This is a genomic window from Halioglobus sp. D3-4, from assembly GCF_055809315.1.
In genome coordinates, this window is record NZ_CM147907.1 from 715686 (window position 1) to 730715 (window position 15030).

Below are 15030 nucleotides of genomic sequence, written 5' to 3' on the forward strand. Positions count from 1 at the left end.
CTCTAGGAGAAACAAAATGGATCTGAAAGATAAAGTAGCCGTCATCACCGGTGGTGCATCTGGCCTGGGCCGTGCAACAGTCAAGCGCTTCGTTGCCAATGGCGCCAAGGTGGCGATTTTTGATATGAACGAGGAGAAAGGCAATCAGCTGGTTGAGGAGTTTTCCGGCAGCGTGATTTTCTGCAGTGTGAACGTCACTGACGAGGCATCTGTTGCGGCTGGTATTGCGGCGACAATGGAGGCCTTCGGCGGAATTCATATCTGCTGTAATTTTGCCGGTACCGGTAATGCGATGCGGACCATGGGTAAGAAAGGTCCGTTTCCGTTGGATGAATTCAACCGCATTATCCAGATCAACCTCGTGGGCACGTTCAATGTGCTGCGATTGTGTGCTGAGAAAATGGCCGATAACGCTGTTCTCAACGATGACGGTGGTCGCGGTGTCATTATCAATACTGCCTCTATCGCAGCGTACGAAGGACAGGTTGGCCAGGCTGCCTATTCCGCATCCAAAGGTGGTGTTGTGGGAATGACTCTGCCGATCGCCCGTGATCTCGCGGTTCTGGGCATCCGCGTGAACACCATCGTACCCGGCCTGATCGCCACACCTCTCATGATGGGCGGCGCAGAAGAAATGACGCCGGAAATCGCTGAGTTCCTGCAGCCGTTGGCCAGTCAGGTACTCTATCCAAAGCGCCTCGGTAGAGCCGATGAAATCGCCCAACTTGCGCAACAACTGGTGGAAAATGATTACATCAATGGCGAGTGTATCCGCATGGATGGTGGTATCCGCATGCAGCCCAAATAAGGCTGCGTAGAACGCTATTCCTTCGACGCGCCGGAGTTCTCCGGCGCTGTTACGCTCTCTAGCAACAGGAGAATTCCAATGGGGCCATTACACGGCTATACAGTGATAGAGCTCGCCGGAATCGGACCTGCGCCCATGGGCGGCATGATGCTGGCTGATATGGGGGCAGAGGTGATTATTATTGATCGTTATGCCGGACCCGACGCACCCGTTATGAAGGACGTCAGTTCCCGTGGCAAAAAGTCGGTGGGCATCAATCTGAAGGACCCCGGCGGGCTGGAAACCCTGCTGCGCATGGTAGAGAACGCTGATGTTATCATCGATCCCTTCCGCCCCGGTGTTTGCGAAAAACTGGGCATAGGCCCGGACGTTTGTCTGGCGCGCAATCCCCGGTTGGTATTTGCCCGTATGACCGGATGGGGCCAGGAGGGACCTCTGGCACAGAGTGCCGGGCACGACATCAACTATATCTCCATCACTGGTGCGCTCTATGCGATGGGACGCAAGGATGAAAAACCCGTGCCGCCCCTGAACCTCGTCGGGGATATGGGTGGTGGTGGAATGCTGTTGGTCAACGGCGTTCTCGCCGCACTGTTAGAGACGTCAAACTCCGGCAAAGGGCAGGTTATCGATGTAGCAATGGTCGACGGCGCCGCGCAGCTGATGTGGATGTTCCACGGCTTTCAGTCATTTGGTCTTTGGGACGAGACGCAGCGTGAATCCAATATGCTCGATGGCGGCGCGCATTTTTATGACACCTATGAATGCGCCGATGGCGAATATATATCAATCGGCTCCATCGAGCCTCAATTCTATGCGCTGCTGAAGGAGTTGGCAGCGTTACCTGAGGAGGATTTCGGGGCGCAGAATGATAGGGCTGCCTGGCCAGTGATGAAGGAAAAACTGACAGCGGTCTTCAAGCAGAAAACCCAGGCCCAGTGGTGTGATCTCATGGAGGGGACTGATGTCTGCTTCGCCCCGGTGCTGAACTTTATGGAGGCACCAAAACACCCCGCCAACGTCGCGCGCAATACATATATTGAAGTCGATGGTGTCACTCAGCCAGCGCCAGCCCCGCGCTTCACCCGCACGCCGTCAGAAGTAAAACACGGTGCGCACGAGGCAGGGCAGGACACTGATTCGGTGCTGAAATCAATGGGGTTTGCTGAGCAGGAACTGGCCAGTCTTAGAGGCGCTGGTTCAATTTTATAAGATCGAAAGGCTGGAGGAATCGCATCATGGCTAATTACGAAACAGTAAAGGTAGAGCGACGCGGCGCGATTGCCGTTGTCACTCTCAACCGTCCCGATAAGCTAAACAGCTTTGATGCCTCACTACGCCGTGAGTTGCTGCCGGCGGTGCGCGAGGTGAACGACGACGATTCCGTGCGTGTGGTTGTGTTGACCGGCGAGGGGCGTGCATTCAGCGCTGGAGCCGATTTGCAGGATATGCCTGAGGATAGAACGAGCTTTCGCGTGGAGGATCAACTCAACGGTGAGTACAAGCCTATTCTGATGGAGATTTACGAGGCACCAAAGCCCTGGATTAGCGCCATTAACGGTGCCTGCGCCGGTATCGGCAGTGCTTTTGGCATGGTCTGCGATCTGACTGTGATGGCGGACAACGCCTATCTCTATCAGGCGTTTGCCGCCATCAGTCTGGTGCCGGATGGCGGGGCTACCTGGCACCTGGTTCGTACCCTGGGGCGCAAGCGGGCGTATGAGGTCATCGTGACTGGAGAGAAGCTCTCGGCAGAAAAATGCCTGGACTGGGGGCTTTGCAATCGTGTGGTTTCAGCCGATGCATTGTTGACGGAAACACTGGCCTGGGCCGAAGAGATTGCCAGCAAAGCACCACTGTCGCTGCGCTATGCCAAGCAGGCCCTCAATGCAGCAATCGAGGAGTCAGTGGGCGAGACCATTTCCAACGAAGCCAAGCTGCAGCATGTCTGTATCACCAGTGAGGATGCCGCGGAAGGCGTGGTGGCCTTTATGCAAAAACGCGCACCGCTCTGGAAGGGTCGCTGAGCGACCGTCACGGCTCTCCCAACTCCCACTGCGCGATCGCTGTTCCAGGTCGCCATCTGCGTTATAGTGTTCCGTTGACAGTAATGCGGAGTTATCGATGGACGGTGAGATCAGACCAGAACTGCAGGCCCTGCGTGAACGCATAGCCCTTACGCTCGATGATGTGCGCGATGAAGCGCGTCAAAAGCGCTACGCAAGGGGCTATCGTACTGCGCGTGAAAACGTCGTCGATCTAGTCGATGCTGATTCATTCCAGGAGTACGGCCAACTGGCAGTGGCGGCACAGCGCAGCCGTCGTGATTACAAGGAACTGCAGAGCAGCACCGCCGCCGATGGTGTGATTACAGGGACCTGTACCATCAATGCTGGTCTCGTCGGCTCTGTGCGCGCTCGCGCGGCTGTAATCGTCAATGACTACTCCGTACTCGCCGGTACGCAGGGGTACTTCCACCACCGCAAACTGGATCGTATCTGTGAACTGGCTGAACAGCAGGCACTGCCATTGGTGATGTATACCGAGGGTGGTGGCGGGCGGCCGGGGGATACCGATGTCGCCACCCAGATTGCCGGACTGAATATCCAGTCATTCAGTACCTGGGCGTCGCTCAGCGGTGTCGTACCGCGAATTGCAGTCAATAACGGTTACTGCTTTGCCGGCAACGCAGCGTTGTTCGGCTGTGCCGATTTTTCCATCGCCACGAGAAACTCCTGGATCGGAATGGCGGGGCCGGCGATGATAGAGGGCGGTGGCATGGGCAAGTACGAACCCACCGAAATCGGGCCCATAGACGTACAGGAAAAAAACGGTGTCGTTGATATCGTTGCCGACGACGAAGCGCATGCCACCGCTATTGCAAAACAACTGCTGTCCTATTTTCAGGGAGAGGTGGCCGATTGGGAAGCGGCACCACAGTCATCGCTGCGCGACGCCATCCCCGAGGACAGGCGCTGGGGCTACCCAGTGCGCCGCATCATCGAAACGCTCGCCGATACAGGGTCTTTCCTTGAATTACAGCGTATCTACGGGCGTGGCATTATCACCGGTTTTATCCGTCTGGAAGGGAAGCCGGTCGCGCTCATCGCGAATGATTGCCAGCAACTGGGTGGGGCTGTCGATGCGGTTTCCTCTGAGAAAGCGGCGCGTTTTCTGCAAATCTGCGATGCCTTTTCAATGCCGGTTCTGTCCCTGACAGATACCCCCGGATTTATGGTCGGCCCCGATAGTGAGCGTGATGGCGCTGTGCGCCGGATGTCGTCGTTGTTTCTGGTGGGTTCCAGGTTGCGCGTGCCGATTGTGACCATTTTCTTGCGCAAGGCTTACGGTCTCGGCGCGATGGCGATGACCGGAGGCACATTTGCCGCTCCGGTGTATGCCGCAGCTTGGCCGACTGGCGAGTTTGGTGGCATGGGGCTGGAGGGGGCCGTACGCCTGGGTTTTAGAAAGGAGCTGCAAGCGGAGGAGGACGCCGAGGCGCGCGAGCAACTGTTTCAACAACTGGTCGCACGGATGTATGAAATCGGCAAGGCCACTGAAGCGGCCTCCTATCTCGAACTGGATGCGGTGATTGATCCTGTCGACACGCGCGCAGTGGTGCTGCGCGCACTGCGAGCTGCGAAGCCCAGTGGTAACTGACAGCGGGGCCAGTGTCACCACACCCTGCCTCAACGCGGTATTGCAGGCCGTATCGGTGCTGGGTGTGGATAGCATTCAGCTGTTGCGTGATGCCGGTATCAGGAATGACCTGTTGCGCGCGCCCGGTGCAAGGATACCGTTGGCGCAGTACCTGGCTGTCTATCGTATGGCCGTCGAACGCAGCGGTGATCCGGATATCGGTTTGTATGTGGGACGCATCATCTACTTCAGCGGAATGAATCTGCATCTGTATATGACGACTATTTGTCGGAACCTGAAGGAGTACTTCAATGTCATTCCCAGTACGATACGGTTGCGCGGCGATACGGGGCGAGTGTTGATACGTCCGCAGGGTGATTTCATCCGCCTCGAGTGGCATCCGTTGAACGCAGAGACGGCCGCATGGCGTCCGCTGACCGATGAAATGTTGAAGTCCTCAGCAGACATCGTCAACGCCATTTGCACACTGCCTGTGCCTGTTCGCAGCGCTGAGTTCACCTATCCGGCACCGGCTGACACCCGAGCGTTGTCACGGACTTTTGGACCTGATTTAAAATTTGGCTGTGAGGTCAGTTGCCTGTATTTCCCTCGCGAGGTGGTGCGCTACCCTCTGATTGATGTGGGCTTTGATCCGGGCGGCGATTTTTGGGAAGGCGCTCGCTCGGTCTTTGAAGAGCCCGTCAACGTCGCCCCTTTTCTGCACGAAACTCGTGTGGCAATACGCAGGGCGCTGCCTGGTGGTGGATTGACAATCGACAGGCTTGCCGATGAACTGGGAATCTCTCGACGCACCTTACAACGCCGGCTCAGTGCACTCGGGGTAAGCTTCAAAAAGGTGCTGCAGGATGTACGGGAGGAGCAGTCGCGCCGTTACCTCGATGACCCTCGCCTGGCGGTGACCGAGATTGCACTGCTACTGGGATACTCCGATCAAGCGTCGTTCTCCAACGCTTTCAGGGCCTGGTGCGGATGTGCACCAACCGAATACCGACAGCGCACCAGTGGCTGACAATGAAAGGCCGTGGCATCATCGTTCTGCAGTGGCCGTTGTGATAAATTCAATGTAATTCAGTTAAGGATCGAACATGAAAAACCTCTTTAATATCGAAGGTAAGGTGGCCGTGGTAACCGGCGGATCTCGCGGCATCGGCGCGATGATAGCGCGCGGGTTTGTCGAAAATGGCGTGAAGACCTATATCACTGCCCGCAAGGAGGAGGATTTGCGGGCCACCGAACAGGAGTTGGCAGCGCTGGGGCAGTGCGTTGCTATACTTGGCGATCTTTCCACACTGGAGGGGGTGAGCGCATTTGCCGCGGCGGTGCGGGCCGAGGAACCCAGAGTGGATATTCTGGTGAATAACGCCGGAGCCACCTGGGGTGCAGGGATCGAAGAATTCCCCGAGAGCGGCTGGGACAAAACTATGGATATCAATGTGAAGTCGCTGTTCTTCTTGACGCAGCAACTTCTCCCGGCACTGCGCGAAGCTGCTGACATGGGCGATCCTGCACGGGTTATCAATATTGGCTCTATCAATGGCATAACCCACCCCCACATGAACAACTACGCGTATTCTGCCAGTAAGGCGGCGGTACATCAGTTGACCAGGCATCTCGGGGCTGACCTCGCTCCCGAGGGCATCAACGTCAACGGCATAGCACCGGGTTTTTTCCCCAGTAAAATGACGGCGCATTTCCTGCCGCATGAAGCCGAGTTGGCCGCGAGCTTCCCGTGTCGTCGACTCGGCAATGCCGAAGACGCAGCGGGCACTGCCATCTATCTCTGTTCGCGCGCATCTGCGTTTATTACTGGTCAGACTATCGTGCTGGATGGTGGGTCCGTCGCAAACGCGGGATGAACTCGGGACTGCTATTTTATGTTGTGACGACTTTGGCCGTGTGCGCAGTCCGCTTGCGGTGTCCGAATAACAACCTCTGGAGCGCAAAGAATGGCTGAAGACATGGCGTTGGCACCCGAACTGCCCCCGCTATTCCTGATACACGACTCCAAGCTGCTGGCTGCGGATATTGAGGAATTGTCGGCCCTTGCCAGTGTGACATTCATACCCTGGGCAGAGCGTGATGCCGCGCCCCGCAATGCGCGGGTGTTGCTTTATCTCGGGGATGAAATGATTCGCGAGGTTGCCACCACGGCGCTGGAGTTGCAGTGGGAAGTCGGCATACTGCCGCACTCCGAGGCCAGACAGGCGATGATCGCACTCGGTGTGCGTGGCGATCTGAAGCAGCTGTTTCAGCACTATCTGACAGCGCCTGTGGTGATGGCGGATGCGCTCACCTGTAATGATGAGCTGGTTTTTTCCTCGGTGGTAATCGGGCGCGTACTGGCGCTGCGCCCCTATGATATCAATCGTCCGCAAACGCCCTGGAGCCTGATTGCCGGCGCTTTCAAGGGGCTGGGGAAGCTGAAGTTGGCGCTGTACCACCTCACCACTGGAAAGGAGAAAGACATTCATCTGGCGGCATTGGGTATGGTGGTTATGGGTCAGGCCCGCAGCCCATTGGTCGGTCATACCATTGCCCATGACCTTGGAGCGGGCGACCGCCGCTTGTCCCTGCTGGCGCTGGCACCGCGCAGTATCACCAGCTATCTGTGGTTTCTGTTGCGCTTGCTGTGGCCGAAAAAAATTAGTCTCTCGCAGCTGCCGGCGTCGCTGGGCCTGATCCAGACGGACCGGCTGCGCATCTTGGCGCCGCGCGGCATGGAGTACCTGCTTGATGGCAAACCGGTACATACCTCCGAGGTGGAGTTCAAAGTGCTGGAGGGACGTCTGCACCTGCTGCCGGGGCCGGCCATGGCGCCGCGCGCCGAGACACCACCGGCCGTGTCCAAGGAGACAGTCCGCCTCAATCACATACCCCTGGAAGAAGAAGCCGGTCCGCTTTTGGCGCGCGAATTACCTGTTTTCAGTCACGCCACCGAGGAAGAATACCGGGAGTTGTTTGTGTCTCTGCGCGATAATGCGAGAGTGTCTCCCTCCTATCAGGTGCTGATGGTATTGAGCGTACTGTTGGCTTTGGCGGGCCTGTACGCGAATTCAGCACCTGTCATTATCGGTGCGATGATACTGGCTCCGCTCATGTCGCCAATTGTATCTTTGGCGATGGGACTGGCGCGTTCAGAATCGGGCCTGATTCGCACAGCGATACGTACGCTGGTGTTGGGCGTAGCCTGGGGGTTGGCCTGCGGAATCCTTATGGCGTGGTTGATGCCGCTGGATATTCCCACCAGTGAAATGAAAATGCGTATGGCACCGACACTACTGGATTTGTTGGTGGCTATAATTTCCGGTATTGCTTGCGCGTATGCCAACGCCAAGGAGGAAATCGCGAAAAGCCTGGCGGGTGTCGCCATCGCCGTTGCCCTGGTGCCGCCACTTAGCGTGGTCGGCATCGGTCTGGGTTGGGGCGACTGGGGTATGGCTGCTGGGGCATCGCTGCTGCTGGTCACCAATCTGGTAGGGATTGCGCTGGCAGCCAGCGTCACCTTCCTGGTTCTGGGTTTTGCACCGTTCAAGCGGGCGAGGGCGGGGTTGGGTGCCACCTTATTGATATTGCTGGTTATCAGTGTGCCGCTGTCCCTGTCTTTTTCTCATCTTGTGGAACGTCAGCGCATTCTTGAGCAGATACCTATCGGGTCTATTCAGTTGCAGGGTGTGCAGGTGAATGTGGACCACGCGGAAGTGAGACTGTCTGAACCCCCGCTGGTAAGATTGGTGCTCAGTGCCAGAGAACAGCTGAACGCTGCGCAGGTAGGTGAGCTGAAGGCATTGATCAGCGAGCAGCTCGCACAATCGGTGCAACTCGAGGTGCAATCCAATATCAAACTTTGATGCGGCCGCAGCAACCTACCGCCAGATGCGCGGGGCGAGGGGAAATCTCTACTATGACTTACACTTCCTTGGGGTTTGGAATCACCTGCGTCGATGCCGACTATGTCAGCCCCGGTATTGCCTGCTTCTACCTCCTGCAGGAGGGCGATGAGTGCGCTGTACTTGAAACGGGCACCAGTCACAGCGCTTCAGTTTTTATGGATTTGCTGCAGCAAATGCAGATCGCGCCGGAGCAGGTGCGCTATGTCATCCCCACACACGTGCATCTGGATCACGCGGGCGGCGCCGGTGCACTGATGGCGGCATTGCCAAAAGCACAATTGTTAGTCCATCCGCGCGGTGCCAGACATATGGCAGATCCTGAACGGCTTGTCTCTGCCTCTAGAGCGGTTTATGGCGACGAACTGTTCCACAGCCTCTACGGCGATGTGATAGCGGTGGAAGAAGATCGAATACGCACGATATCCGACGCAGAGACCGTGATGCTGGCGGGTCGAACACTCGAATTTCGCCATACCCGCGGCCATGCGGAGCACCACTTGTGTATTTGGGATGCAGCCAGCAGAGGGTGGTTCAGCGGCGATATGTTCGGGGTTTCATACCCCTGGTGCCGTTTTCCAGAAGGCGACTTTGTGTTGCCATCCACCACCCCCAGCCAGTTTGATCCCGGCGCTTTTCTCGAATCCCTCAAACTGCTGAGCAGTTATGCGCCACAACGGATGTACCTGACGCACTACGGAGAACTGGCCTATTCTGCTGATAAGGCACAGTTGCTGGTACGACAGATCGAGGTCTACTGTGAGCTGGCAACCAGTGGCGCTCCCGATGCTGTGCAATTGCAGCAGCAGTTGAGCGAGTACACACTTGGGCTTCTGCAGGAAATTGCACCGGGAGGTAACGGTGTCGAGCAGCGCGAGCGCATTGCTTTTGATATGCAGCTCAACGCCCAGGGGCTGGGAATATGGCGGCAGCGCGCGGTGAAGTGAGGGTGGCTGCAAAGCGGCGCCAGCCAGACTGCGGTGTGCGGCAGCAGAACCCGTCTGGATCGCTTGGGACCCGGATCGCAACTCCCCAAAACGGCAGTTCAATTAGTCTGCTAAACACCCTATACTTGACCCAAGTCAACCGTTAGCAATGTCTCCGCCTCGGATTAGCTTGTTTTTTGTAGGGGTATTTATTGATGCAGAAAAAACCGAAGTAGAGAGACAACAATAAGTTCGGAGTAGGTCTATGGCTCGTGTCGCTATCATCAAACTTTTCACCGGTCTGAACCTCGCCCCCGCACAGTTATCGGGGGAGTTGCTGCGCGCCGGTCATAAGTCGAAAATCATCTACCTCAAAAATTACGAGGCGCACTCAGTTGAGGAAGCAAAAGAATATGAAGTTGCTGAATTTTCCGGTCGCCTGTTTTCTGTCGATGGCAGGGAGGTTATCTGGAATTGCTATAAGCCCTTTAGTGACACAGAGTTAGAATTACTGATCAACGAGTTGCGTGATTTCCAACCCGATGCCGTCGGCTTCAGCCTTTACTCCGGAATTATAAAGGAGTGCGCGCTGGTAACGCAGAAAATACGCGAGCACTTCGATATCCCCATTATATGGGGTGGAGCGGCCCCCACTCTAGAGCCAGAGCTTTGCATACCGCACGCAGATATCATCTGCATTAACGAGGGCGAAGAGGTTATCGTTGATCTTGCGAATCGTATCGATGCCGGACTTCCCTGGGACGATATCGAAGGGACTTGGGTCAAGACTGCCGATGGCACAATCAAGAAACACACGAACCGCCCCAATATTCCACTGAATGACATCGCGATTCCTGACTGGCGGCGGGGCAGTTATGTGCATATAGACGCAGACCAGTTGAAGCGAGGACGCTTTCCGGTCAACCTGGGTAAGGAATATCCGATTATGACCCAGCGGGGTTGCCCCTTCTCCTGTTCTTTCTGCATAGAGAGTCGCTATCAGGAGCTATTTGGTAAGAAAGATTCCCTGCGTCGCCGCGATGTGGATGTTGTACTCGAGGAACTGCGCTGGGCGAAGGAGCACCTCGATGTCGAAACGATCCTGTTTTATGACGACGTGTTCACGGTAAACCCGAAATGGCTAAAAGAATTCCTCCCGCGTTACAAGGAGGAGATTGGCATGCCTTTCTGGTGTTATACCTACCCGACAACCCATAATTTGGAACTGTTGAAGTCTCTGAAGGATGCGGGGTGTATTTCGATTACCATGGGCGTGCAGTCGGGCAGTGAACGTATTCTCAAAGACTATTACAACCGTCCCACCAAGATGACGCGGGTGATAGAGGCTGGTAAGGAGATTGTTGAGGCTGGATTGACAGGATTTTTTGATCTGATAACGATCAATGAATTTGATCGAGAGGAAGATCTGCGGGCGACTTTCGACTTCCTGCTGGAGTTTCCAAAGGAGCTCAAATGCGTGGCCTTTGGCGAGATGATCAGCTTCCCGACATACAGCTACTCTGTTATGAGTGAGAAGAACAAGCTGGCCAAGCAGGATCCCAACCAGATCGCGGTAGCTGTGGCCGATGAGCAGCCGCCGAGGGAGGTCTATGATTATTACCATAGACTCTACCGGCTGACGCGTTCCGATATTCCGGTGGAAACAATCCGGGAGATTGGCGAGGACACTCGTTATCGTCAGGATCCGACGCTGATTGATGCCTTCCTGAGTAGAAAGAAGATCCGCCAGTTCACCGGCTTGTCTGCGTGATGTGCTGCACCAGTTCAGCGCGAGGTAGCCTATAACAGCGGCTGTTTGCTCTCAAATGGTGCGCCAGGGGCTGCATTTTACAGCCCCGATCTGAAGCGCCATCCACCTCGCTCTGCGACGAACATAAATTTCATTCCGGTCTATTGCCAGAACGCGACTATTCTTTGCGACATGGTAGTGTATATGCTTTACTGAAGTACCCGCATAGCTTCTTGAGCGGTCTCGCCCATGCGTGTTCTGGGCGATTCTGTAATTGCGAAGATACGCAAGCTCAGTTTAATTTAATCGAGGACTGGAGAAAATTTATGCACAAACAACCTGTTAGACGTTTAGTAATGGGCCTGTCGCTGATGGCACTGGCTGCATGCGGTGGCGCACCGTATACGCCTGTCGTGCAGCAGGGAGAACCCATCGATGTTAATGCGTACACCAAGCAGGTGGATACCTTTGTCGTGCTGCTGGATACATCGGGTTCCATGAAAAAGGATGCCCAGGGGAAATCCAGAATGCAGTCGGCCGAGGACTGGACTGCCAGTTTCGGTAATTCTGTTCCATCCATGGGGTTCAATTCCGCGATTGTTACATTCGGTAAGGGCAACACCGGCTCCTGTATCGGCTACGGTATAGCATCGACGCTTTACGGTCCGGCCACGTTCAGTTCAGCTGATTTTAACAACGCGCTGGGAACCATCAAGTGCGCAGCCAGCACCACGCCGATTGCTGAGGCCATCGATGCAGCGACAGGGTTGGTAGCCGAGGATGAAGGGCGTATCGGTGTGATCATTGTCAGTGACTTCAACTGGAGTGACCCTGACGCGGTGGAGTCGGCGCTGTCTGGCTTGAAATCAGCGCACCCCGACAAGGTCTGTGTGCACACGGTAAAAGTCGGTAATGACACGACTCACGATGCGATAATATCCAGCATTACTGGTGGCTCTGCCTGTGACAGTGCTGTCGCTGCCAGCGATGTCGCTTCAGGTCCGGCATTGTCCACGTATGTTGCCGATACCCTGCTGACCCCGAAAGAGGCAGGCATGGAGTACAAGACACATACTGTTTCTGCAGAAGTGTTGTTCGACTTCGACAAGTCCATCGTCAAGCCGGAAGGTAAGGCAGAGTTGCAGAAGCTGGCCGATATTATCAGGGCTCAGGGTCTGGCTGTCGGAGATATCGATGTCGTCGGCCATACTGACAGTGTAGGCAGTGACGAGTACAACCAGGCGTTGTCGATTCGACGTGCTGCTGCAGTCAAAGCCTATATGGTTAGCAACGGGCTTTCTGCAGACATCATCGATGTTATCGGTATGGGCAAACGCGATCCTGTCGCCACCAACAGTACTGCTGCGGGTCGTGCGATGAATCGTCGTGTAGATGTGCTCGTAGGCACGAAAAAGCCGGTCAAGTAATATCCATTGCTGTACTTTTTCGCTATCGCCCGGGTCCGGGCGGTAGCGACTCTTATCCCCCCCTCAATTGTAAGCCAACACGTTTTGTCCCAGGGCATCGTCCCATCCTCATCCAGTATCGCGTTGTTCCGCTGAATCTTTACCCCTGTTTTTCGCAGCGGTAGCATGAGCGCCTGCTCCGAATATATTGAATGAGCGCGACGAATGGTTCACAGTACACCAATGGCATATGCTTTGGCCTTGATGCCACAGCAGTGCGCGAACAGGAAATCCGTATATGGTTTCGTCAACTGACACAGAGTTTGTGGATGTACTTATAGTGGGCGCCGGCCTGTCGGGAATCGGCAGTGCCCGACATTTGCAGCAGGCCTGTCCGGACCGCAGTTTTCTGCTGTTGGAAAGTCGTGATTCACTGGGGGGCACCTGGGATTTGTTCCGTTACCCCGGCATCCGTTCTGACAGCGATATGTATACGCTGGGTTACTCTTTCAAGCCTTGGTTGGCGCGCAAGGCCTTGGCCGATGGCCCTTCCATCTTGAGCTACCTGAAGGAAACAGCGGCGGAAACCGGCGTGGACCAGCATATCCGTTACGGCCATAAGGTGCTGGGTGCTAGTTGGTCCTCGGAGTCCGCGACCTGGACTATCACAGCTCAGCGCACCGACGCAGGGGAGCCCGTTGAAATAGCTTGCCGGTTTCTGCTGATGTGCAGCGGCTATTACGATTATGAGAACGGATACACGCCTGATTTTAGTGGCACTGAAGATTTTAGCGGTCAAATCGTGCACGCCCAGCACTGGCCGGAAGATCTGGATTATCGCGACAAGAAGGTCATAGTCATCGGCAGTGGTGCCACGGCGGTTACACTGGTGCCTGAGCTGGCCCGGACAAGTGCGCATACGATTATGCTGCAGCGCTCTCCTACCTATATTGCCTCGGTGCCGGAGGAGGACCAGACCGCTGTCAAACTACAGCGTTTTCTACCCGGCTCCTGGGTCTACCGGATTACGCGATGGAAGCGTGTTCTTTTCCAGATCTATATCTATGCGCTGTCGCGCTGGAAGCCGGAGCTTGTGAAACGGTTCCTGCTGGGTCAGGTGCGCGAGGCACTGGGCAAGGATTACGACGTCAAAACACACTTTACGCCATCCTATAACCCCTGGGACCAGCGCCTATGTGCGGTGCCTGAGGGCGACATGTTTGCCGCGATTCGCGAGCAGCGCGCGGAGGTGGTGACCGACCACATTGACCGCTTCACCAAGGCGGGAATAAAATTGCAATCCGGCAGGGAGTTGGAAGCGGATATTGTCGTTTTGGCTACGGGGCTGAATCTCAAGTTCATGGGCGGTGCCCAGTTGACGGTTGACGGCAGCGCCGTGGACCCTTCCGAACTCTATGTCTACCGAGGCATGATGTTCGGCAACATCCCCAATCTGGCGCAGGTCTTCGGCTATACAAACGCCTCCTGGACGCTTAAAAGTGATCTGACGGGTGATTTTATCTGCCGCATACTCAACTACATGAAGAAGACCGGAGCGATGGTAGCTGTACCCCGGTTGCAGGAGGGTTCGGTGGAGGAAGAACCGATGATGAACCTCAGCTCAGGCTACGTGATGCGCTCGCTTGGCAAGTTTCCCAAACAGGGTGCCAGGCTGCCCTGGCGACTCTACCAGAACTATATTCTTGACTTTCTACAACTGCGATTGCGGCCGCTCAAGGACAAAGTCCTGCAATTTGAGTAGCGCATATCGGACCAGTTGATCATTTCCCCCCAGAACATTGATTACGGAGAACCAGATCCAATGCCAGTTTACACCTTGTTGAATACGCTTTCACGCGGGCGATCTCCTACCACAGGCCGTGCAGGTGGTCAGCCATGATGGTTCTCCATGGCGCGTCCGGGTCACCGTTTGTGCGCAAAGTGCAGGTCGCGCTTGCGATCAAGGGGCTACCGTTTGAACAGATCCAGCAGATGCCGTTCACTCGTGATGCCGAGTACCGCAAGATCAACCCGCTGGGGAAAATTCCGACGCTGCAGGATGGTGATCTCACGGTATGTGACTCGACGGTGATCTGTGAGTACCTCGAGGAGGCCTACCCGCAGCCAGCGCTATATCCCACACAGACTGCGGACAGGGCGAGGGCCCGCTGGCTCGAAGAGCTGGGTGGTTCGCGCGTCGCGGAACTCGCTGCGGGGATTTTTTTCCAGCGCTTTATGCGTCCAATGGTGCTGCAACAGGAAGCGGATGAAGAGCTGGTCGCCAAGATCATCGACAAGCAGTTACCGCCGATGCTCGATTACCTGGAAGAACAAGTGCCTGAACAGGGGTTTATTTTTGGCGATTTCATGATGGCCGATATGAGCCTGATGAGTCCTTTCGTGAACGCGTCCTATGCAGGCTACGAGATCGATGCGCAACGCTGGCCTGTATTCACAGACTTTATCGCCCGTGTAAAAGCCCATCCAGTGGTGAGCGAAGTACTGGCGACAGAGGCCGCGACAATGGGGCTGAGCTAGCTCTCACTGCAGTGACGGTTGTAGCTTTCCCAATTCCCGCATTCCCGAGCCGAGG

12 protein-coding genes are annotated in these 15030 nt (G+C 55.7%); all 12 read left to right on the top strand.

The features are described 5' to 3' along the window. The first annotated feature begins 16 nt into the window (after positions 1-16). The 12 genes from AC0L6S_RS03000 to AC0L6S_RS03055 all read left to right on the top strand — a co-directional run bounded on the left by AC0L6S_RS03000 (position 17) and on the right by AC0L6S_RS03055 (position 14975). The gene (locus AC0L6S_RS03000) at positions 17-808 is read left to right on the top strand and encodes an SDR family NAD(P)-dependent oxidoreductase (RefSeq protein WP_473426939.1); all 792 of its coding nucleotides are present in this window, start codon (positions 17-19) and stop codon (positions 806-808) included. A 78-nt stretch (positions 809-886) separates the two neighbouring features. Continuing rightward, on the top strand, positions 887-2020 hold the full coding sequence (locus AC0L6S_RS03005) for a CaiB/BaiF CoA transferase family protein (RefSeq protein ID WP_473426940.1): 1134 nt from the start codon (positions 887-889) through the stop codon (positions 2018-2020). A gap of 26 nt (positions 2021-2046) precedes the next feature. Beyond that, positions 2047-2835, top strand: coding sequence for an enoyl-CoA hydratase/isomerase family protein (locus AC0L6S_RS03010; protein WP_473426941.1), 789 nt, complete (start codon positions 2047-2049; stop codon positions 2833-2835). Between the two features lie 97 nt (positions 2836-2932). Then, positions 2933-4468: an acyl-CoA carboxylase subunit beta gene (locus tag AC0L6S_RS03015; RefSeq protein ID WP_473426942.1), complete on the top strand. Its 1536-nt coding sequence runs from the start codon at positions 2933-2935 to the stop codon at positions 4466-4468. Next, on the top strand, positions 4458-5477 hold the full coding sequence (locus AC0L6S_RS03020; protein WP_473426943.1) for an AraC family transcriptional regulator: 1020 nt from the start codon (positions 4458-4460) through the stop codon (positions 5475-5477). The genes AC0L6S_RS03015 and AC0L6S_RS03020 overlap by 11 nt, the downstream gene beginning before the upstream one ends. A 76-nt stretch (positions 5478-5553) precedes the next feature. Next, complete coding sequence (locus AC0L6S_RS03025; RefSeq protein ID WP_473426944.1) at positions 5554-6324, top strand: SDR family NAD(P)-dependent oxidoreductase; 771 nt, start codon at positions 5554-5556, stop codon at positions 6322-6324. A 90-nt stretch (positions 6325-6414) separates the two neighbouring features. Further along, positions 6415-8316 (top strand): TIGR00341 family protein, encoded by a 1902-nt coding sequence (locus AC0L6S_RS03030; RefSeq protein ID WP_473426945.1) that lies wholly within the window; start codon positions 6415-6417, stop codon positions 8314-8316. A gap of 53 nt (positions 8317-8369) precedes the next feature. Beyond that, positions 8370-9302: an MBL fold metallo-hydrolase gene (locus tag AC0L6S_RS03035; RefSeq protein ID WP_473426946.1), complete on the top strand. Its 933-nt coding sequence runs from the start codon at positions 8370-8372 to the stop codon at positions 9300-9302. 244 nt (positions 9303-9546) lie between these two features. Next, on the top strand, positions 9547-11052 hold the full coding sequence (locus AC0L6S_RS03040; protein WP_473426947.1) for a B12-binding domain-containing radical SAM protein: 1506 nt from the start codon (positions 9547-9549) through the stop codon (positions 11050-11052). Between the two features lie 305 nt (positions 11053-11357). Continuing rightward, on the top strand, positions 11358-12458 hold the full coding sequence (locus tag AC0L6S_RS03045) for an OmpA family protein (protein WP_473426948.1): 1101 nt from the start codon (positions 11358-11360) through the stop codon (positions 12456-12458). Between the two features lie 277 nt (positions 12459-12735). After that, the gene (locus AC0L6S_RS03050) at positions 12736-14199 is read left to right on the top strand and encodes a flavin-containing monooxygenase (protein ID WP_473426949.1); all 1464 of its coding nucleotides are present in this window, start codon (positions 12736-12738) and stop codon (positions 14197-14199) included. Positions 14200-14333: 134 nt separating this feature from the next. Then, on the top strand, positions 14334-14975 hold the full coding sequence (locus tag AC0L6S_RS03055; RefSeq protein WP_473426950.1) for a glutathione S-transferase family protein: 642 nt from the start codon (positions 14334-14336) through the stop codon (positions 14973-14975). The last annotated feature ends 55 nt before the right edge of the window (positions 14976-15030 follow it).

Bases quoted from the DNA above. Each gene is read 5' to 3' on its own strand.
- AC0L6S_RS03000 (WP_473426939.1), top strand. From the start codon at position 17: ATGGATCTGAAAGATAAAGTAGCCGTCATCACCGGTGGTGCATCTGGC.
- AC0L6S_RS03005 (WP_473426940.1), top strand. From the start codon at position 887: ATGGGGCCATTACACGGCTATACAGTGATAGAGCTCGCCGGAATCGGA.
- AC0L6S_RS03010 (WP_473426941.1), top strand. From the start codon at position 2,047: ATGGCTAATTACGAAACAGTAAAGGTAGAGCGACGCGGCGCGATTGCC.
- AC0L6S_RS03015 (WP_473426942.1), top strand. From the start codon at position 2,933: ATGGACGGTGAGATCAGACCAGAACTGCAGGCCCTGCGTGAACGCATA.
- AC0L6S_RS03025 (WP_473426944.1), top strand. From the start codon at position 5,554: ATGAAAAACCTCTTTAATATCGAAGGTAAGGTGGCCGTGGTAACCGGC.
- AC0L6S_RS03030 (WP_473426945.1), top strand. From the start codon at position 6,415: ATGGCTGAAGACATGGCGTTGGCACCCGAACTGCCCCCGCTATTCCTG.
- AC0L6S_RS03035 (WP_473426946.1), top strand. From the start codon at position 8,370: ATGACTTACACTTCCTTGGGGTTTGGAATCACCTGCGTCGATGCCGAC.
- AC0L6S_RS03040 (WP_473426947.1), top strand. From the start codon at position 9,547: ATGGCTCGTGTCGCTATCATCAAACTTTTCACCGGTCTGAACCTCGCC.
- AC0L6S_RS03045 (WP_473426948.1), top strand. From the start codon at position 11,358: ATGCACAAACAACCTGTTAGACGTTTAGTAATGGGCCTGTCGCTGATG.
- AC0L6S_RS03050 (WP_473426949.1), top strand. From the start codon at position 12,736: ATGGTTTCGTCAACTGACACAGAGTTTGTGGATGTACTTATAGTGGGC.
- AC0L6S_RS03055 (WP_473426950.1), top strand. From the start codon at position 14,334: ATGATGGTTCTCCATGGCGCGTCCGGGTCACCGTTTGTGCGCAAAGTG.